The organism is Pseudobythopirellula maris, assembly GCF_007859945.1.
Taxonomy (GTDB): Bacteria; Planctomycetota; Planctomycetia; order Pirellulales; family Lacipirellulaceae; genus Pseudobythopirellula; species Pseudobythopirellula maris.
The window spans coordinates 1,961,047-1,983,183 of the sequence record NZ_SJPQ01000001.1; the positions used below are offsets into that span (position 1 = coordinate 1,961,047).

At 66.7% G+C, this 22,137-nt stretch carries 16 protein-coding genes; 5 read left to right on the forward strand and 11 right to left on the reverse strand.

Annotated features, from left to right (window positions below):
• The first annotated feature begins 86 nt into the window (after positions 1-86).
• Complete coding sequence (locus Mal64_RS07260; RefSeq protein ID WP_146398484.1) at positions 87-983, forward strand: ThuA domain-containing protein; 897 nt, start codon at positions 87-89, stop codon at positions 981-983.
• A gap of 193 nt (positions 984-1,176) precedes the next feature.
• Here Mal64_RS07260 and Mal64_RS20425 read toward each other — a convergent pair whose 3' ends face one another.
• The 11 genes from Mal64_RS20425 to fucP all read right to left on the reverse strand — a co-directional run bounded on the left by Mal64_RS20425 (position 1,177) and on the right by fucP (position 16,268).
• On the reverse strand, positions 1,177-1,755 hold the full coding sequence (locus Mal64_RS20425) for a histidine phosphatase family protein (protein ID WP_146398486.1): 579 nt from the start codon (positions 1,753-1,755) through the stop codon (positions 1,177-1,179).
• A gap of 585 nt (positions 1,756-2,340) precedes the next feature.
• Positions 2,341-5,571, reverse strand: coding sequence for an alpha-L-rhamnosidase (locus Mal64_RS07270; RefSeq protein ID WP_146398488.1), 3,231 nt, complete (start codon positions 5,569-5,571; stop codon positions 2,341-2,343).
• Between the two features lie 81 nt (positions 5,572-5,652).
• Positions 5,653-7,377: a sodium:solute symporter family protein gene (locus Mal64_RS07275; protein WP_146398490.1), complete on the reverse strand. Its 1,725-nt coding sequence runs from the start codon at positions 7,375-7,377 to the stop codon at positions 5,653-5,655.
• A gap of 102 nt (positions 7,378-7,479) precedes the next feature.
• Positions 7,480-8,463 (reverse strand): DUF6807 family protein, encoded by a 984-nt coding sequence (locus Mal64_RS07280; RefSeq protein ID WP_197525539.1) that lies wholly within the window; start codon positions 8,461-8,463, stop codon positions 7,480-7,482.
• A gap of 8 nt (positions 8,464-8,471) precedes the next feature.
• Positions 8,472-9,776: a Gfo/Idh/MocA family protein gene (locus Mal64_RS07285; protein WP_146398494.1), complete on the reverse strand. Its 1,305-nt coding sequence runs from the start codon at positions 9,774-9,776 to the stop codon at positions 8,472-8,474.
• A 311-nt stretch (positions 9,777-10,087) separates the two neighbouring features.
• Complete coding sequence (locus Mal64_RS07290) at positions 10,088-10,993, reverse strand: NAD(P)-dependent oxidoreductase (RefSeq protein WP_146398497.1); 906 nt, start codon at positions 10,991-10,993, stop codon at positions 10,088-10,090.
• A 312-nt stretch (positions 10,994-11,305) separates the two neighbouring features.
• Entirely contained in the window at positions 11,306-12,322 is a 1,017-nt protein-coding gene (locus Mal64_RS07295) for a zinc-binding alcohol dehydrogenase family protein (RefSeq protein ID WP_146398499.1), read from the reverse strand.
• A 155-nt stretch (positions 12,323-12,477) separates the two neighbouring features.
• A complete protein-coding gene (locus tag Mal64_RS07300; RefSeq protein WP_146398501.1) occupies positions 12,478-13,308 on the reverse strand; it encodes an amidohydrolase family protein in 831 nt (276 codons plus the stop codon).
• 26 nt (positions 13,309-13,334) lie between these two features.
• Complete coding sequence (locus Mal64_RS07305) at positions 13,335-13,724, reverse strand: RbsD/FucU domain-containing protein (protein WP_146398503.1); 390 nt, start codon at positions 13,722-13,724, stop codon at positions 13,335-13,337.
• The gene (locus Mal64_RS07310; RefSeq protein WP_146398505.1) at positions 13,718-14,803 is read right to left on the reverse strand and encodes an aldo/keto reductase; all 1,086 of its coding nucleotides are present in this window, start codon (positions 14,801-14,803) and stop codon (positions 13,718-13,720) included. The genes Mal64_RS07305 and Mal64_RS07310 overlap by 7 nt, the downstream gene beginning before the upstream one ends.
• 4 nt (positions 14,804-14,807) lie before the next feature.
• Positions 14,808-16,268 carry an L-fucose:H+ symporter permease gene (gene fucP / locus Mal64_RS07315; protein ID WP_146398507.1) on the reverse strand — a complete coding sequence of 487 codons (1,461 nt, stop codon included), beginning with the start codon at positions 16,266-16,268 and terminating at the stop codon, positions 14,808-14,810.
• A gap of 326 nt (positions 16,269-16,594) precedes the next feature.
• Between fucP and Mal64_RS07320 the strand changes: the two genes are divergently transcribed.
• The 4 genes from Mal64_RS07320 (at position 16,595) to Mal64_RS07335 (ending at position 22,024) form a co-directional block, all read left to right on the forward strand.
• Entirely contained in the window at positions 16,595-19,150 is a 2,556-nt protein-coding gene (locus Mal64_RS07320; RefSeq protein WP_146398509.1) for a hypothetical protein, read from the forward strand.
• Positions 19,151-19,210: 60 nt separating this feature from the next.
• Positions 19,211-19,675, forward strand: coding sequence for a YkgJ family cysteine cluster protein (locus tag Mal64_RS07325; protein ID WP_146398511.1), 465 nt, complete (start codon positions 19,211-19,213; stop codon positions 19,673-19,675).
• A gap of 150 nt (positions 19,676-19,825) precedes the next feature.
• Entirely contained in the window at positions 19,826-21,172 is a 1,347-nt protein-coding gene (gene hisS, locus Mal64_RS07330; RefSeq protein ID WP_261342180.1) for a histidine--tRNA ligase, read from the forward strand.
• A 282-nt stretch (positions 21,173-21,454) separates the two neighbouring features.
• Positions 21,455-22,024 (forward strand): HYExAFE family protein, encoded by a 570-nt coding sequence (locus Mal64_RS07335; protein WP_146398513.1) that lies wholly within the window; start codon positions 21,455-21,457, stop codon positions 22,022-22,024.
• Positions 22,025-22,137: the final 113 nt, after the last annotated feature.

Sequence of the window (22,137 nt, forward strand, 5' to 3'; positions counted from 1 at the left end):
CCTCCAGCCTCCATACAACAGAAGCGCGAGCGTATAATACGGGCCTGTTTTCTGGGCCTCTTCTCACCCGCTGGTTGGACCCCTCGATGCCCGCTCGCCCCGTCGTCTCGCTTGGGATGGTTCTCTCCGTGCTGACGGCGGTGTGGCTGACGCCCTCGGCTGCGTGCCGTGCCCAGGAGCCGTCGTTCCGCATGCCGGTCTACTCGACGCGCGACGCGGTCCCGCCGCCGCGCACGACGGCCGAGGTCGATCGGCTGCTCGAGGGCGCCAGCGACCCAGCGGCCGAGCCGGAGGCGCCGCTGCGGGTGCTGCTCGTCGCGGGTGAGAAGGACCATGGCCCCGGGGAGCACGACTACCCCAACTGGCAAGAGGTGTGGGCCCGGCTGCTGGCCCGGGCGCCGAGGACCGAAGTCGACACGGCGTGGGGATTCCCCGATGCGGAGCAGATCGAGGCCTCGGATGTCATCGTCTTTTACCAGCGCGGGCGGTGGGACGAGGCCCGTGCGGCGGCGATCGACCCCCACCTCGCCCGCGGTCGCGGGCTGGTCTACATCCACTGGGCGATCGACGGCCGCGGCGGCCAGGAGGCGTTCGCCGAGCGGATCGGCATGGCGTCTCTCGGCGGCGCGATCCGCTACCGCCACGGCCTGCTCGACATCGACTTCGCGCCCGGCAAGGACCACCCGATCGCACGCAACTTCGACCGGGTCCGCTGGACCGACGAGGCGTACTGGAAACTCACGGGTGACCCCGAGAAGCTCGACCTGCTAGGCACGTCGACCGAGGACGGCGAGCCGACGCCGCAGTTCTGGACCGTGCGGCGCGGCCGCGGGCGGGTGTTCGTCTCCGTGCCGGGGCACTACGCCTGGACGTTCGACGACCCGCTGTTCCGCACGCTGCTGCTGCGCGGCGTGGCGTGGGCCGGCGGCCGCGGCGTCGACCGGTTCAACGGGCTGGTGACGCTCGACGCGCGGGTGGAGTAGAGCCCCGGAGGGGTGAAAGCTTCGGCACGCATTAAAGCCCACGAATTTACGGCCCTTAGAGAGCCAAACTTTCCCGATAACAGCCGGAAACGGGAAAGTACTTCGTGCCCCAGGTGGTCACACCTTTGTACTTAGCGGGCGGCTCAGCAATCAGCGTCCGAATAAGTAGTAAACGCCATACAAATACGTGCCATCACCTCGCAAGGCGATAGCTCGCCGCTTCCCAGTGCCGTAGTTGCAGCCGCTTCCGTCCTAAGTATCCTCGCCTGAGTAACTCATCTGCGACCATTCGCCAGAACATTCCGTGGCCGACTGCGATTACTCGACCGTGCGCAGATGCTGCATCGATTAGTACATCGGTAGCACGTGTCGCTCTTTTCCTCGCTTGCGGTAGCGACTCATCCGATTGAAACAGACCGAGTCTCCACAAGACTCTTGAGATTCCGTCCCACGCTTCCAGTGGCAGCCGCACACGAACGTTCCATGACAGTGGACGACCGGCTTCACGAAGAAGCGGTATGGAATCCGGAGTCACAGATGGAGCAATTCGGTGCGCCGACTCCAGTGCCCGCGGATAGTCACTGCAGATGACTTTGGAGGCTGTATCGCCAAGCTCTAGAACCGATGCGTCAGGGTGAGAATCCTCGGAGATCCCGGTTCGATTGTACGTTTCAATCAAAATGCGAAACTCAGGTAGCGTCATGCTCCCATTTAGCGGCAGCGCCGACTCTCCATGACGTATCAACGTGATTTCAGCGCTATCGGCCATCATGTTAGGCGGTCTTGTTTCCGACCAAAGAACGTAGGCCGGACCAAGCGGCGGAAACGATTCTGACTGCGAATCGGTTTTGCCGCCGCGCCGTTCCGGCGACGCCGCCAATCATTGCCGGAGCAGCGCGGCGTGACGCCAGGCGGTGTGGCGGTCCCGACTCGCCGCTCGATCCGGCCTACGACCTTACGCGGTTAACGCTGGTTGGCGCCTTCTTGCCCACCTCGGGAAAACAAGCAGCCGAACCATCCGCCCAGCCCCATAAGGCCGACTAAGAAGCCAACACTTACCCCAAAAAACCGCGCGTCACCTGATGAGCCCTGGAGGCTGCCTGAGATGATGACAGCACCTGCCAGTACTATTATGGAGCTACTTAGCAATTTCACAGTCAACATCCTATGTTTGAAAGCGTGACGGCTTGTCAGACTGGAATCTTACCCGAGCGGCTTGCAGATCCCAAACAGGAGGCGTCGTCCTTGGATAGCTAGCGGCGAATCCAGCTGCGTCAGGCACTAGCGTATAATCCTGTTCCGTTGGTCGTCACACCCTTCGACGGGGTGTGCGAAAAGCGACTCGGATGTGCGGCGCTCACTCCACCCGGAACCGGTACTCCCCGCCCCCCACTTCAACGATCACCCGGCCCGCTTCCGACCCGATGTATGCGACGCCGGGCGCTTTGGTCAGCTCGGCGCCCGATTCGGTGACGGTCGAGAGGTCGCTGACCGGGATGCGCAGCTCGGCCGTCGCATTGGTCGGCACCACAACGCGCCACTCGAGGGCGTCACCATCGCGGCGCCACTCGCTCTCGATCCACCCCAGCGGCGAGAGGTGGGCGGCTTTCACGAAGTCGAGGCCCTCAACGATCTGCGGCGTCATCTTGACCGATTGGAACCCGGGCCGAAAGACGTCGGGGGCGATCCCCGCCAGGTCTTCGTACATCCAGGTGAGCAGGTCGCCGATCAGCATGGCGTGGTTGCCCGAGTTCATCGCCGGGTCGGCGGTGTCGCCGTTCCAGAGCTCCCAGATCGTCGTGGCGCCTTGCGAGATCATGTAGCCCCAGCCGGGGTACTCGCTCTGGGTGGCGATCTCCAGCGCCAGGTCGGCGCGGCCGTGATCATTGAGCGTGCGGAACAGGAACTGCCCGCCGACCAAGCCCGTGCCGATGTGGCCGTGGGTCTTCTCTTCGATGTTCGTCACCAGACGCCGGAAGACCTTGTCGCGGTCGGCTTGAGGGGCGATCCCGAAGTAGAGCGGCAGCACCGAGGAGGTTTGCGTGCCGTTGTCGTACTGGCCGAGTTTCTCGTTGTAATACTTGCCGTTGATGGCGTCGGACATCTCCTCGCTCATACGGAAGTAGCGCCGTTGATCGTCTTGCTTGCGGAGTCCCCAAGCGTACATGCCCATGGTCTTCAGGTCGTAGCACAGGAAGCTGGAGGCCAAGAGGGTTGTGTCGGTCTTGCGCGCCGGGTCGACGGAATGGATCAGCAGCGGGTCTTCGGGCGGCACGCACCAATCGCCGTAGTTGTCGCGGTCGATGAGGCCGTCGTCACGCACGTAGCCGTGGATGAAATCGATCCAACGCGCCATGCTGGCGTAGTGCTGCTCGAGCGTGCGGGCGTCGCCGTATTGCGAGAAGAGCATGCCGGGCAAAAACACCGACGCGCTCGGCCAGACCACGTTGGTCGAATAGTTGGGCCAATGCCCGGGCGCGATGTTCGGCACCGCGCCGTCGTCGCGCTGGCAGTCGCGGATGTCGCGGAGCCATTTTGAGTAGAACGCGGCGGCGTCGAACAGGTAGGTCTCGCCGCGGGCGATCTCGATCCGGTCGCCCAGCCACGCCTGCCTCTCGTCGCGTTGCGGGCAGTCGGTCGGCACACTCCGGTAGTTGCCCCGCAGCCCCCAGCGGATGTTCTCGTGGACCTGGTTGAGGAGATCGCTCGAGCACTCGAAGCGGCCGACCGGCGTGAGGTCGTCGTGGACCACGCGGCCCTCGACGGTCTGAAGCGTCGGCGGCGTGGGGAGGCCGGTCAGCTCGACAAAACGGAAGCCGTGGTAGGTGAACCGTGGCTCATAAACTTCGCGGCCGTCGCCCCTCAGCGTGTAGTAGTCGGTCGCTTTGGCGCCGCGGAGGTTGTCGAACTTCGGGGCGCCGTCCGACTTGAGCGTCTCGGCGTGGCGGAGCCGCACTCGGGTTCCGGCCGGACCTTCCACGTGGAGCCGGCACCAGCCGACAATGTTCTGGCCCAGATCGACGACGTAGACGCCCGGCCGCGGCTCGGTGATCGACTTGGCCGCAAGCGTTTGCGTGACTCGGATCGGCTCGATCATCTGCGCGGAGAGCGTTTTGCTCGGGGCGTCGGTCGGCTCGGCGTTCTGCCAAGCCGTGTCGTCGTAGCCGACCTCGGCCCAGCCGGTGAGCTCGCGCCTTGCGTCGTACTCCTCGCCGTCGTACTCGTTGTTGGCCCTGATCGGCCCCTCTTCGGTCAGCTTCCACGTCGGGTCGCTCACGAACGTCGACTCGCTGCCGTCCGGGTGCTCGACGCGCAGTTGCAGCAGCAGCTTGGGCGAGCCGTAGGTCGGCATGCCGGCGTAGACCTCGCTGCGCATGGCGTAGAACCGGCCGTTGCCCAGCAGCACGCCGGCGGCGTTCTTGCCCTCGGCGAGCATGTCCGTAACGTCGTGCGTCACGTAGTACGACCGCTCGGGGTACTCCGACATGGCGGGCGAGAGGACGTGGTCGCCCACCTTCTCGCCGTTGAGGTAAAGCTCCGACGAGCCAAGCCCGCTGAGCGAAACCACCGCGCGGGCGATCGGCTTGTCAATCGTGAATTCCTTGCGGAGGTGGCGCGCCGCGAGGCGGCGTCCCTCGGCGTGACGCACGGGGCCCCACGGCTCGATGCCCGCTTCGCCCAGCTCGTTGGCGTCGCTCCACGCCGAGTCGTCGAAGTCGAGATCGGCCCAGCCCTCGACGAGGTCAGGGTGGCAGCGCCACGACGAGTCGGTCATGACGATGTACGGCTCGCCGTCGGCGAACTCGACGATCAGTTTGGCGATCAGGCCGGCGGGCGACGGCTCGTCGCCCTGGTTGTTGGGCGCGGCGCCAAGCACGTGACGGCCCGGCGTGAAGCGGTGCGTCAGGTCCATCTCCTTGGTGGCGTTCGGCCCGCCACGGCGGCCGATCTCGCGGCCGTCGTAGTAGATCGTCACCCGGTCGTCGGCGCAGATGCGGTACGTCACCTGCGTGATGGCGCCGCGGTCGGACGGCACGTCGATCTCGCGGCGGAAGTAGCGCTCGCCCGGCTCGGCGGCCTTGGTCGGCTCTCCGCCGGGCAGCCAGATCCAGCTGGGGCCTTCGAGGTATTCCACCCGCTTAGGCACGTCGAGGCCGATCCACTCGGCTTGCCAGTCTTCGCCCTTCATGACGCCCATCGAGAACTCGCCCGGCTCGCTCCAAGGGCTCGGTTCGCCCGCGGCGTCCCAGGCCCGCACCTTCCAGTGGCACGCCTGGTGCGTGGCGAGCGGCTTGCCGGCGTAGGGGATCAGGAGCGAGTCGCCCGAATCCACGCGGCCGCTGTCCCACAGGTCGCCCTCGCCTGCGGCGAGCTTCTCTGCGGTGCTGGCGACGAGCAGGCGGTAAGCGGTCTGGCGGTCGCCGCGCTCGTCACTGGCCAGCCGCCAGGTGAGCCGCGGTGCGGGCGTGTCGATGCCGACCGCCTCGCGCAGTTGCTCGCACTGCAGCTCGGCGACGGTGAGGGCGGCGAAGGCGTCGCTGGCGAGCAGACAGACCGTGAACGCGGTTAGTCGAATCAGGGTGCGCATCGGAAAACGACTTCTAGATGAAGGGACAGGAGCAAGATAAGCGGGGCCGTCAGAGCAGTCAGAGATCAGACGATTCTACTCTCAACGGATGATCCAGACGAACGCCCCAACGAGCAAGGCGACCATGACCCAACCGGCCAGGAACCCAACGAGCGACGTGGTCGAGGGCATCGGCACCTCGAACCCGCCGGCGGTTAACAGCATGCGGCGCTCGGCCGGCTCGACGCCCTCGGGCAATCGGCACGGCTCGGTGAGCACCTCGTTCTCGCCGATCGGCGTGCGGGTGAGGTCGTAGAAACGCTTGAGCCGCTCCTCGGGAGGCGGAGCCGTGACGAGGCTCACCGCCACGCAGGCGATGGCGCCGGTCGAGAGCGTGGCGAGGATCTCCCAAGCGCGGCCGACGTTCGCCACGCCGTCGGCCGAGACCGTGACGGCGCCGAGCGTGCGGAGCGACTCGAACTCAGCCAGCCAAGCGGCGACGGCCGGCTGAGTCGTGGCCCACCAGGCGGCCAACGCGCCGAGCGTGCAGGCCCAGGCGCCCGCGGCGGTCGTTCGGCGCCAGAACAGGCCGATCCAGAACGCCACGCCCATCAGCGGGGCGATGCGGAACCAGATGTCGAGCGCGTCGACCACGCTGCCGACCCAGTAGGCGAACGCCACGCCGGCGGCCACGATCGCCACGGCCGACAAGCGGCCGACGTTGATGTAATGCCCGTCGGGACGGCCGGAACGCAGTGGGCGGTAGAGGTTCTCGGTGAAGAGCGCGGCGCCGCTGATCATGATCGCGTCGCAAGAGCTCATGATCGAAGCGAGCAAACAGGCGAGGAAGATCCCCAACAACCCCGGCATGATCTGTGGCAGGAACGCGCGGGCGACCTCGCCGTACAGGTGGTCGGGCTCGACCGTGCTGAGGTCGACCCCGCTCTGCAGGTACCACGCCACCGCGGCCAGCGCGGTGATGCTCCAGGCCATCGTGCAGATCCGCTTGACGAGGTTGCCGACCATGAAGCCGAAGCGGCCGTCCATCTCGGTCTTGCCGGCGCCGCAGACGCCCATGATGAACGGCTGGGCGACGATGCCGACCAGCGCCTGGATCGAGTACAACACGACAAAAAACGTGTCGATCACGCCCGGCGCCACGAGCGACAGCATCGCCGGGTTGTGCTCGCCGACGGTGGCGCGGACCGCTTCGAGCCCCCCGGTGGCCTGCAGCACGAACGGCAGCAACGCGAACGAGAAGGCGACCGTCATCAGCCCTTGGACAAAGTCCGTGACGACCGCGGCGCCCAAGCCGCCGGCGGCGCCGTAGACGAGGAACAGCACCGTCACGGCGGCGATGGCCCAGTTCGAGTCGATCGCCCCGGCGGTGCAGGCGTCGACCATCGCGCCGGCGCCCACCAGCAGCAGCCCGATTTTGACCGCCATGTTCGACACGCCGATCAGCGCGAACAGCACCGCCACGCTGCGATCGAACCGCAACTCGTACACGTCGGCCGTCGTCACGGCCCGCAGGCGCCGCAAGATCGGGGCGATCAGCCAGTAGAACGGCGTGGCGGGCAGCCAGACCCATTGCCACCAGATGGCCGACAGGCCGTTGGTCAGCGTGCTCGACGCGACCGTGACCGCCTGGTCGCTCGAGGTGCCCGTGCCAAAGGCGAACGTGACCATCATCGTCTTGCCGAAGCGGCGCGGCATGAAGAAGTCGCCCGACGTCTTCACCTTGCGCGCGGTCCAGGCGCCCAGCAGCGTGATGCCGATGAGGTAAACGGGCAGCACGGCCCAGTCGATCGGCGAGAAGCCTTGCATCGCGCGATTTATTTTCGATGAGAGTGTGATTGAGCTGCCGACGAGTCCGCTACGCCACGGCCGGCACGAGTTCCCCCTCCGACTTTAAGGGGGAGGGTTTATCTACGGCCCCGCCGTCTCGACGTACGCCTCGTAGGCGTCGTTGAGCGTTTCGGAGGAAAGCTCCGCACCCGCGTGCAGCAGCACGCCGTAACGCAGCCGCAGGCTGGCGCCGGGCTCGACGCGGGTCTTGTCCGGCTCGCCGACATTGAAGGCGTCGAGCGAGAACGGGTTGGCGCAAACGTAGCCGTAATCGCGGGCGTGGTAGCGAGTCTCGCGGAAGTTCTTCGGGTGGCAGAAGATCGCGACGCCGGCCGGCACACCGTCAAGCTCGCCGCGGCAGTCGATCCAGTTGGCCGCCTTGCCCCAGATGCCCGCGGCGTTCACACGGCCCTCGGAGTCGAGCATCTCGCCCCCGCCCGGCGCCATGTTGTCGCCACCAGTCTCGACGCGCAGCGGCGTGGCCAATCGCACGCCGAGGCCCATCTCCTCTTGGTCGCCGAAGTAGAACTCGCGGTCGGAGGTGAAGGTCGAGTCCCACCCGAGCAGCACGCCCGCCTCGGTCGGCGTGACCTCGAAGCGGAACCGCTCGGTGCAGATCGGCTCGTCGGTCGCGGGGTCGGCGTCGTGGTGGGCGAGTTCCACGGCGAAAGCGCCGCCGGCGTCGGTCGTGTTGGGCTGCTCGATGAACCGCAGCTGCTCGACCGGCGCCTTGAGCCGCCAGCCGTCGGCGCCGCTGAGCACGCCGAACGCCATCCACAGCCCCGGGTGGTACTCCGGGTGGTCCATGCGGTCGAAGCCTTCGACGGGCGGGTGGTTGCGCGTGACCTGCACGCCCCCCTTGGCGCCAACGACCGGCGCCTTGAGGTTCGAGAAGTAAGGCCGCGTCGTGACCGGGTCCTGGTACACGTACTCGGCCGTCGGCGCGCCGTCGACGAGGATCGCCACCCGGCCCGGCGTCGACGTGTCGAACGTCACCTGGCCATCGGCGGGCAAGGAGACCAGCCCAAGGAGCATTGACAGAATGAGAGTTGCGAAACGATTCATCACGACGATCATACTCCCTTGGGCACTGCCCAGTGACCGCCTTCGCGGTAGGTCCGTTTCAGCAGATCGGCGGCCTCGGGATCGCCCACGATTTGCTCGGTCTTCGGGTCGATCGTGAGCGACCGGCCGACCCGCAGCGACAGGTTGGCCAAGTGGATCAGGGCGACCGTGTGGTGCGCGGTGGTCATCGGGGCGTTGAGCTTGTCGCCGTTGCGGATGGCGCCGAAGAAGTTCTCGAGGTGCTCGAAGTTCTTGCTCCGCTCGGCGCGGTTCTCGGAAACCGTTTGGCCCTTCTCGTCGCGCACGCGATGCTTGCCGCGTTTGCTGAGGAACACCTCGCCGCCGTCGCCGTAGAACTCGGCGCCCGAATCGCAGTTCCAGGGGTAGTTGGTCGACCAGAGCCGCATCTCGAAGATCAGCTGACGCGGCCGCCCGCCCTCCTCCTGCGGGGCGAACTCGAACACGCAGGTCGCCGTGTCGGGGTGCTGCTGGTCGTCGTCGTAGAAGTACTTGCCGCCGATCGCCGAGACCTTGTGGGGCAGCGTGTCGACACCCAGGCCCCAGCGGGCGTAGTCGAGCTCGTGGGCGCCGTCGTTGCCGATGTCGCCCGTGCCGAAGTTGCGCCACCAGTGCCAGTCCTTGTGGAAGCGGTTCTTCTGGAAAGGCATCCACTCGGCCGGGCCGACCCACTGGTCGTAGTCGACCCCCTCGGGGACGGCGGTGGGCGACGCGTGGCCGATCGAGCCGCGGTGCTGGATGTTCCACGCCTTGGCCACGAGCACGTCGCCGACCACGCCCTCGCGGATCGCCTGCACGGCGTCGCGTGTGAAGGGCCGGGAACGTTGCTGCGTGCCGTGCTGCACCACCAGCCCGGTCCGCTCGGCGCCCTCGACCAGCAGTTGGCTCTCGCGGAAGTTGTGGCTCGAGGGCTTCTCGACGTACACGTGCTTGCCGGCGTCCATCGCCAACAGCGCGGCCGGGGCGTGCCAATGGTCGGGCGCGGCGACGACGATCGCGTCGAGGTCGGGGTCGTCGAGCAAACGGCGCAGGTCGGCGACGCCCTTCGACGCGCCGCAGCCCGAGGTCTCGACGCCCCAGCCGAGCCGCTCCGCGTCGGGATCGCACACGGCCGAAGCGCGGCCGATGAACGCCCGCGAGCGGACGCCGCAGCCGATCAGCCCGAAGCGGACCGATTCGTTGGGGCTCGTGGCGGCTGCCCCCAGCGCCCAACGGGGCGTCGCCAACGCGGCGGCCGCCGCACCGGTCGTCGCTAAGAAGTTGCGTCGCGTGGTCGAGCTGTTTTGGTTTGCCATCTCAAGTTACCGGGGAATTGGGGTGCTGCTCGGAAGTGTTGGGACCACGGATTTCACGGATGCCACGGATTGAGATCGCCACAAAAAGGCGCGAAAACACACAAAAGGAAAACAAGCGTCCTGCGGGAGGCGTCTCCGACGCCGATTACGCGTCGCCAGCCCCCTTAAGCTGGCATGCCGTTATCGGCGTCGGAGACGCCTCCCACAATTAGTCCCTATCGCATGCTTGCCCTTCTAACTTTTGTGCTTCTTCGCGCCTTTTCGTGGCCAACGTCATCCGCACCCATCCGTGAAATCCGTGGTCACTTACTTTAAGCGGTCGCCGCCGCACGCGCGGCGTCTTCGATCGCGCTAATCACTGCGCTGTTGTCGGCCTCGCCGAGGCCCATCGCCTCGCCGTGGCGGAGCGTCTCGAGGTGCAGTTGGCTGAACGGCAGTCGCAGGCCTTGCTCGGCCGCTTGCTCGAGGATAATGCCGACGTCCTTGGCGTGCTGGGTGAGCTTGGCCTGCAGCGCGAAGTCGCCATCGACCATCTTCAGGCCCTTCGTGTCCATCACGCCCGAGTGGGCGTTGCCCTTGCTGAGCGTGTCGAGCGTGCGGCGCCCGTCGAGCCCCAACGCCTTGGCGAACACCAGCCCCTCGGCCAGCGCCACGCGGTTGAGACCCAGCACCAGGTTGTTCACGAGCTTCATTTTCGCCGCGCTGCCCGACGGGCCGCAGTGGAACGACTTGGGGGCGATCGCCGCGAGCAGGTCGCCGCAGCGCGCGACCGCCTCGTCGGCGCCGCCGACGAACGCCACGGCCTGGCCGCGGCGCGTTTGGTCGCTGCTGGCGGCAATCGGGCACTCGATGTAATCGACGCCGCGGTCGGCGAGCCGCTCGGCCAGGGCTGTTGTTTCGTCGGGGTTGCCGGTCGTGCAGTCGAGGTAGGTCTGGCCCGAGCGCACGCCCTCGTCCATCTCGGTGAGGACCTCGCCGACCACGCCGGAGGTGTAGAGGCAGATCACCGCCCGGTCGCACTCGGAGAGCGGGTTGTCGCTCCATCGGGCGCCGAGCGCTTCGAGCGGGGCCGCCTTCTCACGGCTGCGGTTCCAGACCCGCACGGGGAAGCCGGCGCCGATGAGCCGCTCGCACAGGGCCGAGCCCAGCAGGCCGAGGCCGATCACCGCCACGGGGGCGGCGTTCGTGGGCGTGGCGGCGGGCGGGTGCTCGGTCATCGTCACGGCTCGGGGGATACGTTCAAGCGGAGGAGCCCGTTGCAACACGCTCGGACGCGGCGATCGGGGACAACCTTTTATTTTCACCCGCCCGGGCCCGCGCGTCAAAGCGGCGTGCGGCAAAAGCGGGCCGGTTTCGGGCCCTCTTTCGAGCCAGGACGCCCCCACTCTGTGCGGGATTCAACTGTGGGAAGCGTCTCGAACGCCGACAACGCGCTGCTGGCCGGTTTGGTAAGGCGAATCGTTATCGGCGTCGGAGACGCCTCCCACAACCTTCCTGCATGCCCTTCGCCACCGCCGAACAGCTCCGCGCTAAAGTTCGAGTTGGATTTTGACGAAGTCCGAGGGCGACTCGCTCCAGGCCTTGAGCGTTTCGCTGGCCGTGTCGAGCGAGCAAGTGTGGGTTATCACACGGTCGACCGGGAAGGCGCCCGATTCGAGCATCTGCACCACGTCGGCGAAGTCTTCGCGTGTGGCGTTTCTCGAGCCCATGATGTCGAGTTCTTTCATCACGAACAGTTTGGTGTCGTACTCGACCGGCTGCTTGGTGTAGCCGATATAGACCACCCGGCCGGCGAACGCCGCCTCGTCAACCGCCGCGCGGAACGTCTGCGGCAGGCCGACCGCCTCGATCGCCACGGCCACGCCGTGGCCGCCCGTGATCTCTTGCAACCGGTCGTGCAGCGACTCGCTCATCGAGTTGACCGCGTGCCGCGCGCCGCACGCCTTCGCCAAGTCAAGCTTGGCGTCGTCGATGTCGACGGCGATCACCTCGCCGCCGCGGAACGCCGCGCCGGCGATCGCCCCCAGGCCGATCGCCCCGCAGCCGAACACCACGACCGTGTCGCCCGCGGCCACCCGGCCGCGCGACGCGGCGTGGAACCCCACGGTGAGCGGTTCGACCAGCGCGAGCTCGCGCAGCGAGAGCTTCTCCGAGGCGAGCAGCTTCTCCGTCGGCGCGACGACCCACTCGGCCATCGCCCCCTCACGCTGCACGCCCATGGTCTGGTTGTTGCGGCAGCAGTTCACGCGCCCCGCCCGGCAGGCCGAGCACTCGCCGCAGCTGGTGTAGGGGACGACCAACACCTCCTGGCCGACGCGCCAGTCGCCGGCGCCGCCGGGCCCCAAAGCCTCGATCACGCCACCGACCTCGTGGCCGGGCACGCGCGGGTAACTCACTAGCGGGTTCTTGCCCATGAACGTGCTGAGATCCGAGCCGCAAAAGCCAACCCGTTTGACCCGCAGCAGCACCTCGCCGGCGGCGGGCTCGGGCCGGGGGGCGTCGACAACGATCGACTCGCCGGGGGTGGTGATTTGGAAGGCCTTCATGGATCTCACTCGTATTCAATCGTTTGGGAACGCTCTCGCATTCGATCTGCGGAAAACGCTCTCGATATCTATTCTGTAGGGAACGCCCTCTGTGGCGTTCCGAACCCCGGGGGGAAAGCTCGCACCCACTTCACGAACGCCACAGAGGGCGTTCCCTACCGGGGGATGATTCGGTACGCCTCGCACGCCGCTCGGTCGAACAGCCATTCGCGTTCTTCGACCGAGAGCGGCGCCGCCCACTCCCTGACGACCTCCGCCCAGCGGGCGTAGTCGCAGGCCACGCGGCAGACGGGCCAGTCGGAGCCGAACATCAACCGCCGCGGGCCGAACGCTTCAAGCACCGTATCAAAATACGGCTGCAAACTCTTGGGGCTCCAGGCTGTCCAATCGGCCTCGGTCACCATGCCGGAGACCTTGCACCAAACGTTCTCACGCTGGGCGAGCCTGCCGATCCGCCCGGCCCACGCGTCGATCTCGCCGTCGGCGATGCGCGGCTTGGCGATATGGTCGAGCACCAATCGGGTGGTCGGGTGGCGATCGGCGAAGCGGATCGCCTCGTCGAGTTGCCGCTCGAAGACGAGCAAGTCGTACGCCAGGCCCAAGCCGTCGAGCAGCGCGACGCCGCGGTTGAACGCGTCGCCGTCGAGAAAGCCGGGCGGCTCGCCTTGCACCACGTGGCGAACGCCCACAAGCTTCGGGTCGTCCGTGAACGGGGCGAGCTCGTCGGCCGCGTTGTCCGAGGCGAGCGGGGCCCAGCCCACCACGCCGCGGACGAGCGGCTCGTTGGCAGCCAGTTCGAGCAGCCAGCGGGTCTCGTCGACCGTCTGCCGCGCCTGCACGCTCACCACGCCATCAACGCCGGCCGACTCGGCCTCGACCCGCAGGTCGGCGGGCAGGAAGTCGCGACGCAGCACCTGCATCTCGGGCGTGATCCAGTCGTACTCCTGGGAGTCGTAGCTCCAGAAGTGGTGGTGGGCGTCGATCATCGATGTTTCTTTTTCGACAAGCGGCGTCAGGCCGACTCGAGGATGATGTTGGCGTACTGCGTCGTGTCGGCGGTGCGGATCAGGCCGATCGCCCGCGGCACGCGGCGTTTGAATTCGTCGTGCGGCTCGCGCTCGATCTTCACGTCGCCGAGGACGTTGGCGAAGCCCTCGATCACGCCCGCCTCGTTCACGGCGGCGAACTCTTCGGCCATCCACGCCTTGCCAATCGTCACGGCGGGCGCCAGCGCCTCGAGCACCTGCATCACGGTCGGCACGCCGTCGACCAGCGAGATGTCGACCGTCGGAACCTCGGGCCAAAACGGGAAGCCACGGTCGGACACGACGATCGTGTTGGTGTGCCGGAAACGACTCAACAGCTCGTTGATGTGCGGATTGAGGATCCCGGTTTTCAGCATCGCATTTTGCGGGGGCTGGGGGCTGGAGTGGGAGCAAGATAAGGATAGGCGGCGTCGATGACCCCGGCCTGCTTGGCCGCCCGCCAGAACGAGTCGGGGGCGTCGGCCTCGACCGCCGCGGTGTTCTCGCCGACGCGCTCGGGGCGGCTGGTGTTCATCGCCACGGCCGCCACGCCGGGGGGCGAGAGAGCGAACCGCACGCAGGCGACCGAAGGCTCTACGTCGTGCTCGCGGCAGAGCGTGAGGAACTTCTCGCGCCAGGCGAAAAGCGGCTTGTCGGCCTCGACCTCCTTCGACGGCACGCGGTAGTCGTAGTAGCGCCCGCCGACCAGGAACCCGGCGTTGAACACCGCCGAGTTGATGATCGTCACGCCCTTCGCCACGAGCTCGTCGACAAACGCCAGCAGCTCCGACGGGTGGCGGTGGATCGTCAGGCTGTTGGCGAGCATGACCCAGTCGAGGTCGACCCGCTCGGCGATCTCGCGGGCGACGCGCCAATCCTTGGCGCCCACGCCCACGGCCCGCGCCTCACCCGCGGCGCGGAGCTCGCCGAGCGCTCGGTAGCCTTCGAGCACTTCGCCCAGCCGGTCGTCGCGCTGCGTCTTCGAGCCGGCCCCGGCGAGGTGCTCGTCGGGATCGTGGATCGACACGAGCTGCGGCCGGTACGGCGCGCCCAGTAAATTGTTGCCCTGCTCCCAGCAGTCGAGCACGCCCTGGTAGCCGAGCCGCTGCTCGGCGTCGTGCTCGATGCCGGCCCACACACCGCGCTCGAACGTCGGCTCCGGCGTGGTGAGCGGCGTGCGGAACCAGCCGAGCTTGTTGCTCAGCACCACCCGCTCGGGGTCGATCTCGAGGCGCCGCAGAGACTCGCCGATCTTTTCGATCGCGAGCCCTGCGCCGTACTTGCCGGCCGTGTCGAGCGCCACCGCGGCCCCCTCGTCGGCACAGGCGAACCACTGCCGGACGATCGCCAGCTTGGTCTCGTCCTCGACCAACTCGTAGAGGTTGCCCAGACAGCTCGTGCCGTGCACCAGCGCCGGCAGTGTGAGGCCGGTCTGTCCGAGGGGCGTTTGACGCATGGCTCTAGGTGGTTGCTCCGCGTCGGGATTCCATCGCGAACACGAGGAAGCCGTAGATCGCGACCACGACAAAGCAGCCCAGCGAAAGGATAAAGGCGAACTGCACCGACTCGAGCGACTGGCCCAGCAGCACGCGCGACGGGCCGTCGATCAGGCGGCCGTTCCAGAGCGGCATGAAGGCGCCGCCGACGATGGCCACGATCAACCCGGCGGAACCGAGCTTGGCGTCGTCCGCGCTCAAGCCATCGAGCGCGATGCCGTAGATCGTGGGGAACATGATCGACATGCAGGCCGAAACGCCGACCAGGCAGTACATGCCCGCCATCCCCTCGAGGAACATCACGCCGGCGGTGGCGAACACTCCCCCCACGGCGAGCACCCCGAGCAGCAGACCGGAGTTGATGAACCTCAGGAGGAACGTGCCGATGAAGCGGCAGGAGACGAAGGTGATCATCGCGCGGATGTTCCATCCCTGGGCCTCGCCGGCGCTCATGCCGAGCATCGTCATGCCGTAGTGGAGGATGTAAGTCCAGCACATGATCTGGGCGCCGACGTAAAACGTCTGGGCGATGACCCCGCCGAGGTAGCGGAGCGTGGTCAGATTGGCAAGTACTTGCGAGAGGTGGATCGGCTCTTCCTTGTGGCCCGTGTCGGGCATCTTCGAAAAGGCGAAGACCGCCGCTAAGCAGATCACTACGATCGCGATTACGACGTAGGGCTTCCGAACCTGTTGCAAGTCGTACGACTGCATCTCTCCAAACCTTTCAGGCTCATCGACCGAGAACTGCTTGAGCGCTGCGGTGATCTCGCCATCGACCTCCGCGGGCTTCATCTTTTTGTACTCGGGGTGAGCCTCAACCTGCTGCTCTCGGAAATCCGAGACCTGCAGAGCAGGCAATATGAGCAGGCTCGTAACGAACATGCCGGTGAGCGACCCCAGCGGGTTGAAAGCCTGCGCCAAGTTGAGCCGCTGCGTGGCGGTCTCCTTAGGCCCCATCGACAAGATGTACGGGTTCGCGCTCGTCTCGAGGAAAGCCAGGCCGAACGTCAAGATGTAGAGCGACGCGCAGAACAGCCAGAACTCCATCATGATGCTGGCCGGGATGAACAGCAGCGCGCCTGTGGCGTAGAGCCCCAGCCCGATCAGAATGCCCCCCTTGTAGGAGATCTTGCGGATTGCCAAGGCGGCGGGGATCGCCATCGTGAAGTAGCCGCCGTAGAAGGCGAACTGGATGTATGAAGCCTGACCGGCCTTGATCTGGAATATCTCCTGGAACGCCTTGACCATCGGGTTCGTGACGTCGTTCGCAAATCCCCATAGCGGGAACAGCAGCGTCACGAGCACGAACGCGTACAGGTATTGCGCCGGCACGAGGCGGCCGCCGCTCTTCCCTTCAGCCGGGGCGACGTAGGTCGGGGGGGCGTCGGCCGGCGACACGTCGGCGGGGTCGGTAGTCTCGGACATACTTGGCGATTCGCTGGGACCGAAGAGAGAAAAGTTGCCGGCCAGCGCTGCCGCGGCTTGAAAAGCCTGACGCCCAAGCGACCGGTCCGAACTGCTAAGATATCCAGCCGAATCACGGCACGGAAGTAAGGACCGCATTCGCGTTGTCCGAATACAAGCGATTCTTGGGCGACTTCTTCCCATTGGGCAAGGATAATGGGGCTTGAAGGCGTTTCACGGCGCGTCCTGATTCGTCGGCTCGCTCGCCAAGGTTTTTTCGGGCGCGTTGCCGGCAAATGCGTTACGGAACACAGAACTCTGAGCAACACGAGGCGGAGAACTCGGCAATGCTGAGCAGGAATCGTTGGAGTCGTCTGGCTTGGCTGGGCTGCGCAATCGCTGCGGCCACGACCGCCGAGGGGCAACTCCCCGCCTTCCCCGGCGCCGACGGCGCGGCGAACGCCGTCACCGGCGGTCGCGGCGGCATGGTCTACCACGTCACGGAGGTCGACCTGAACTTCAGCGACAACCGCCCCGGCACACTGCGCTACGGGATGAACGACAGCAACTTCGGCGGCCAGGCGCGGACGATCGTGTTCGACGTGGCCGGCACGTTCTGGCTCGGCCGCTACGGCGAGGAACGCGGCCACGACAACGGCTGGGACACCCAGTCGCGTCTCAACCTGGGGAGCAACGTCACGATCGCCGGCCAAACGGCGCCGGGACCGGTGAACATCATGGGGGGCGTGGTCAAGGTGGGCGGCAACAACATGATCCTCCGCAACGTGACGATCGCGCCGGGCTACGGCATGCGGAGCTTCGAGAAGCCGGACGAAGACCCGCCCGAGCTCCCCACGCCGGGCGACTTTCCCGACTCTTACACCTACGACGCGCTCGACATCTCCGGCACGGACCTGATGATCGACCACGTCACGACGGTCTACGCCACGGACGAAACGATCTCGGCCAACGAGACCGCTAACCGGCTCACGATCCAGTACTCGAACATCTCGCAGGGCCAGAACTACCCGCAAGCCGACGCCGAGGCGAGCGGCGTGAAGTACACCGGCCACGCGCTCGGCTCGCTCTTGCAGGCGGGGTCGAACGCACGCGTGAGCGTTCACCACAACCTCTACGCCCACCAGAAGGGCCGCCTGCCGCGCGTCGGCAGCGAGGAGGGCTCGGGCGCCTACAACGACTTCCGCAACAACGTGTTCTACAACTGGCTCGGCACGGCCGGCGGCGGCGCCGGCGGGCAGGCGAGCTTCAACAACTTTATCGGCAACTTCTTCCTCGCCGGCGACGGCGGCGAGGATCCGGTCGGCGGCTCCTCCACGGCGATCACCAACCGCGGCGGCGGCACGGGCATCTTCGACGGCAACAACAGCAGCGGTACCCGCGTTTACCACGCAGGCAACGTCAAGGACACCAACAAGGACGGCGACGCCGAGGACACGGTCGCGCTGACCAACAGCGACTTCCGCGAATCGAACCTGCAAGGCAGCCCCTATGGCCAAGCGACCTACCGCGGCCACACCGATTCGGCCACGGACGCCTACGACCAGGTGCTCGACTACGTCGGCGCCCGCTGGTGGGACCGCGGGCCGGTCGACACGCGGCTCGTCGAGGAGGTGCGCACCGGCACGGGCCAGATCGAGGCGTGGGCCGACGACCCGTTCGACGACGACCCGAACGAGGGGGTCGAGTGGCGCGAGCTGCTCGCCCTCAGGGCCGACCCGGTCACCCACGCCGCCCCGTTCTCGCGCGGCGCCGGCTGGGACACCGACGGCGACGGCATGCCGAACCACTGGGAAGAGGAGCACGGCCTGCCGACCGACGTGGCGAACAACAACGCCGACTTCGACAACGACGGCTACACCGACCTGGAGGAGTACCTCAACGACGTGGCGGCCTGGCCGGCGTCCGAGCCGATCGTGTTCGACGGGTCGATCAACAGCCGCTACGCCCTCACGCAGAACTGGAACATCCCTTGGCAGCCGTCGCGCTACGACGAGGTGCTGATCGGTAACACGACCGCGGTGGTCGACGCGGTCGGCCAGCACGCCGGGACGATCGAGATCGGCGCCTCAGGGGCCACGAGCGGCTCGCTCGTGGTCTCCGATGGCTGGCTTAAGGTGGCCGAGGGGATTGGCGTTGGCGACAATAATGGCGTGACCGATTCTTCCTTGGTGCTCAGTGGCGGAGAGTTGTTCACTCCTTTCATCGGTTTCGGCTATGACGGATTGTTCTCGATGACCGGCGGCAAGCTGCACGCCGGGCAGATCAACTACGACCTCGTCAACGAAGGGGGCATTCTTGCTCCCGGCTACGGGGCCGAGGCGGGTATCGGCCGTACGGTGGTTAACAGCAACCTGACTCTCGCGAGCGGCGCCCTGGAGATCGAGGTTGCCGCCGCCAACTTGGCCGACCTGCTCGTGGTCAATGACGACGTGCAGCTCGGTGGTGAGCTCGATGTCGTCGCCTTGGATGGGTTCCTCCCTTCGGACGGCGACCGCTGGGAGATCTTGCTCCATACCGGCGCCCTCTCCGGCGCCTTCGCGACAATCGCTCCTGGCTATTACTTAGAGTATGCACGCTACGATCAAATGGTGGGCGTGCTGTCGCTCGTGGCCGGCGCCCTGCCGGGCGACTTCAACGGCGACGGCGCAGTCGACGCCGCCGATTTTACCGTTTGGCGGGACGGGCTCGACACGGACTACGTCGCGAGCGATTACGACCTGTGGGTCGAGAACTTCGGCCGCAAGGCGGGCTCTCCGCTGGTGGTCGCGCCGAGCGCCTCGGTCCCCGAGCCGGCCGCCGCACTGCTCGCCGCAACGGCTGCGTTCCTGGCCTTTGCCCAGCGCCGCCCAACGGTCAGAGGCGTTCGCCCCCCGATCCTGTGATCCGGCCCAACTTTTGGTAGATTGGGCCGATTCCGCAAGACGCACCGCAGGAGGCGCCGCATGGCTGTCGACACCCTGAAACCGCTGCCCGCTTTTGGCGTGAACAAGATCCGCCGCGAGGACCTCCCCAAGGGGGGCAACCTGTGCGAGCACTGCACCGCGAAGTGCTGCCACTACATCGCCGTGCCGTATGAAACGCCGACCGAGTTCGACGACATGGAGTACATCCGCTGGGTCGTGCTCCACCACCGGGCCACGTTCTTCAAAGAAGACGAGGACTGGTACCTGCTGGTCCACACCGTGTGCGAGAAGCTGCAAGACGACTACCGCTGCGGCGTCTACGACACGCGCCCGCAGATCTGCCGCGACTACACCACGAAGAACTGCGAGTACGACGAGGACTGGACCTACGATTTTTATCTCGAGACGCACGAGCAGGTGTGGGAGTACACCGAGGCGATGTACCCCCAGAAGGGCGAGAGTATCCGCAGCCGCAAGCCCGAGCCGCTCGCCGTGCTGGCTTAGCCCTGCTTCGTTTCAAGAATGGGTCGCGGATCAAAGCGGATTGAAAGGATCAACGCGGATACCTTGCTTCGTATCCCCGTCGATCCGCTTGGTCCGCGCTGATCCGCGTCCCATTTCTTCTTTCTTTAATCCTCCGTTCCGCAGCAACTCGTGTCCAAGCAAGAACGCATCCAGCCGCGCACCCTCAAGGGCTTTCGCGACTACCTGCCCGAAACGATGATCCCGCGCGAGAGGCTCGCCGAGGTCGCCCGCCGGGTCTACCGGTCGTACGGCTTCGCGCCGATCGACACGCCCGCTCTGGAGTACCTGGAGGTGCTCACCGGCAAGGGCTCGGACGAGACCGACAAGCAGCTGTTCCACTTCGTCGACCAAGGGGGCCGCGCGGTCGGCATGCGCTTCGACCTCACCGTGCCGCTCGCCCGCTTCGCGGCGCAGTACGCCCAGCATCTCGGCCTGCCGTTTAAGCGCTACCACATCGCCTCGGTGTGGCGCGGCGAGAAACCCCAGGTCGGCCGCTACCGCGAGTTCATGCAGTGCGACTTCGACACGGTGGGCACGACGGCCGTGGCGGCCGACATCGAGACCGTGCTCGTCACGCACGACCTGCTCACAGCGATCGGCGCCGAGTTCGGCCTCGGCGCGTTCACCATTCGGCTGAACCACCGCGGCGTGCTGAACGGCCTGCTGGAGAGCTGCGGCTTGGCCAAGAAGTCGGCCGCCGTGCTGCGGGCGCTCGACAAGCTCGCCAAGGTGGGCGAGGAGAAGGTTCGCGCCGAGCTCGCCGAGACGGCCGGCGCCAACGAGCAGCAGGCCGACGCGGTGGTGCGCCTCGCCGCCCTGGAAGGCGACAACGACACGCTGCTCGCCGAGCTCGCCACGCTGGTGGGCGACAGCGAAACCGGCGCGGCGGGCGTCGAGCGGCTGCGTGAGGTGCTGACCGGGCTCGCGGCCGCCGGCGTCGAACCGGCCCGCGTGCGGCTCGACCCGTCGATCGCCCGCGGCCTCGACTACTACACCGGCTTGGTGCTCGAGACGACGCTCGACGACCTGCCGGGCATCGGCAGCGTGGCGAGCGGCGGCCGCTACGACAACCTCGCCGCGATGTTCACCAAGCAAGAGCTGCCCGGCATCGGCGCGTCGCTCGGCCTCGACCGGCTGCTCGCCGCGCTCGAAGAGCTCAAGCTCCTGCCCGAAACGCGCACCCCGGCGCCGGTCTTCATCCCTTACTTCGAAGCCGACCGGCTCGCCGACTACCTAAAACTCGCCGCGAGCGTCCGCGCGGCGGGCTACGGCGCCGAGCTCTACCCCGAACCCAAGAAGCTCGGCAAGCAACTCCAACACGCCGACCGGCGCGGCTACCGCGTGGCGCTGATCGCCGGCGCCGACGAGCTGGACAAGGGCGAGTGCCAGGTGAAGGACCTCGCCACGGGCGAGAGCACAACGGTGGCGATCGGCGCGGTCGCCGACGAGGTCGGCCGCGTCTTGGGGGCCGGTTAGTTTCACCACAGAGAGCACAGAGGACACAGAGAGAAGGAAGCTGGACAGGGTCAACGGGACCACCTGGATCGGAAGTCAGTGGACGCTGCTCTAACCCAGTCGACCCCGTTAATCCTGTCTCATTTTTTGTCCTCGGTGTCCACTCTGCTCTCTGTGGTGAGAATCTGCGTCAGTTGGGGGGCGTCATCTCCTGTCACCCCAGAGCCCTCTTCTCGACGCCACCGCTCCAGCAGCAGGGCTATCATGGGTGTCTCCGATCCCTGACCCCTTATCCCTTCCGCCATGGCCAAGCGGCACAACCATTACGAGGCGGCGTTCGAGGAGTACCTCCGCGAGGAGCGGATCCCGTACGTGGCGGTCGATGAGAAACGCCGCGCGTTGCGCAGCGGGGGGTCGCTCAAGAGTCTCGATTTTATTGTCTCGCCCGAGACGCCCCCTGCCTATGAATACAGCCCGATGGGGGGTGGCGAGCGCTGGCTGGTCGACGTGAAGGGGCGCCGGTTCCCGTCGGGGCTCAGCTCGCCGCAGTACTGGCGCAACTGGTCGACACGCGACGAGCTCGACTCGCTCGCGCACTGGGCCGAGCGGTTCGGGCCGGGGTTCACCGCCATGCTGGTGTTCGCCTTCCACCTGACGGCCGACCGCAGCCCCGTGGCGCCCGAGAAAATCTTCTACTGGCGCGGCGAGGCGTACGCCTTCGTCGGCGTGCGGCTGAGCGACTACCGCCGGGCCGCCCGCCCGCTGTCGGCCCGCTGGCGGACCGTCACGACCGGCGTCAAGCAGTTCCGCCGCATCGCCCGCCCGGTTGACGAGCTCTTCGCCGAGCCCGCCCCGATGGGCGCACACTCCTGACCCTGCGGGTTACGGACCACGCGTGGCGGTCGCTTGGCGGCGGGCCCGGGGCCGATTACGCTGGAGTCAGACGCCCTCGGCGGGCGATTCACTCCCTCGACGCGCCGGTTGCC

Coding starts and splice junctions, on each gene's coding strand:
- Mal64_RS07290 (WP_146398497.1), bottom strand. CDS start 10,993: ATGACCGAGCACCCGCCCGCCGCCACGCCCACGAACGCCGCCCCCGTG.
- Mal64_RS07280 (WP_197525539.1), bottom strand. CDS start 8,463: ATGAATCGTTTCGCAACTCTCATTCTGTCAATGCTCCTTGGGCTGGTC.
- Mal64_RS07310 (WP_146398505.1), bottom strand. CDS start 14,803: ATGCGTCAAACGCCCCTCGGACAGACCGGCCTCACACTGCCGGCGCTG.
- Mal64_RS07260 (WP_146398484.1), top strand. CDS start 87: ATGCCCGCTCGCCCCGTCGTCTCGCTTGGGATGGTTCTCTCCGTGCTG.
- Mal64_RS07300 (WP_146398501.1), bottom strand. CDS start 13,308: ATGATCGACGCCCACCACCACTTCTGGAGCTACGACTCCCAGGAGTAC.
- Mal64_RS07295 (WP_146398499.1), bottom strand. CDS start 12,322: ATGAAGGCCTTCCAAATCACCACCCCCGGCGAGTCGATCGTTGTCGAC.
- Mal64_RS07270 (WP_146398488.1), bottom strand. CDS start 5,571: ATGCGCACCCTGATTCGACTAACCGCGTTCACGGTCTGTCTGCTCGCC.
- Mal64_RS07285 (WP_146398494.1), bottom strand. CDS start 9,776: ATGGCAAACCAAAACAGCTCGACCACGCGACGCAACTTCTTAGCGACG.
- Mal64_RS07305 (WP_146398503.1), bottom strand. CDS start 13,724: ATGCTGAAAACCGGGATCCTCAATCCGCACATCAACGAGCTGTTGAGT.
- Mal64_RS07275 (WP_146398490.1), bottom strand. CDS start 7,377: ATGCAAGGCTTCTCGCCGATCGACTGGGCCGTGCTGCCCGTTTACCTC.
- Mal64_RS07335 (WP_146398513.1), top strand. CDS start 21,455: ATGGCCAAGCGGCACAACCATTACGAGGCGGCGTTCGAGGAGTACCTC.
- Mal64_RS07320 (WP_146398509.1), top strand. CDS start 16,595: ATGCTGAGCAGGAATCGTTGGAGTCGTCTGGCTTGGCTGGGCTGCGCA.
- Mal64_RS20425 (WP_146398486.1), bottom strand. CDS start 1,755: ATGATGGCCGATAGCGCTGAAATCACGTTGATACGTCATGGAGAGTCG.
- Mal64_RS07325 (WP_146398511.1), top strand. CDS start 19,211: ATGGCTGTCGACACCCTGAAACCGCTGCCCGCTTTTGGCGTGAACAAG.
- fucP (WP_146398507.1), bottom strand. CDS start 16,268: ATGTCCGAGACTACCGACCCCGCCGACGTGTCGCCGGCCGACGCCCCC.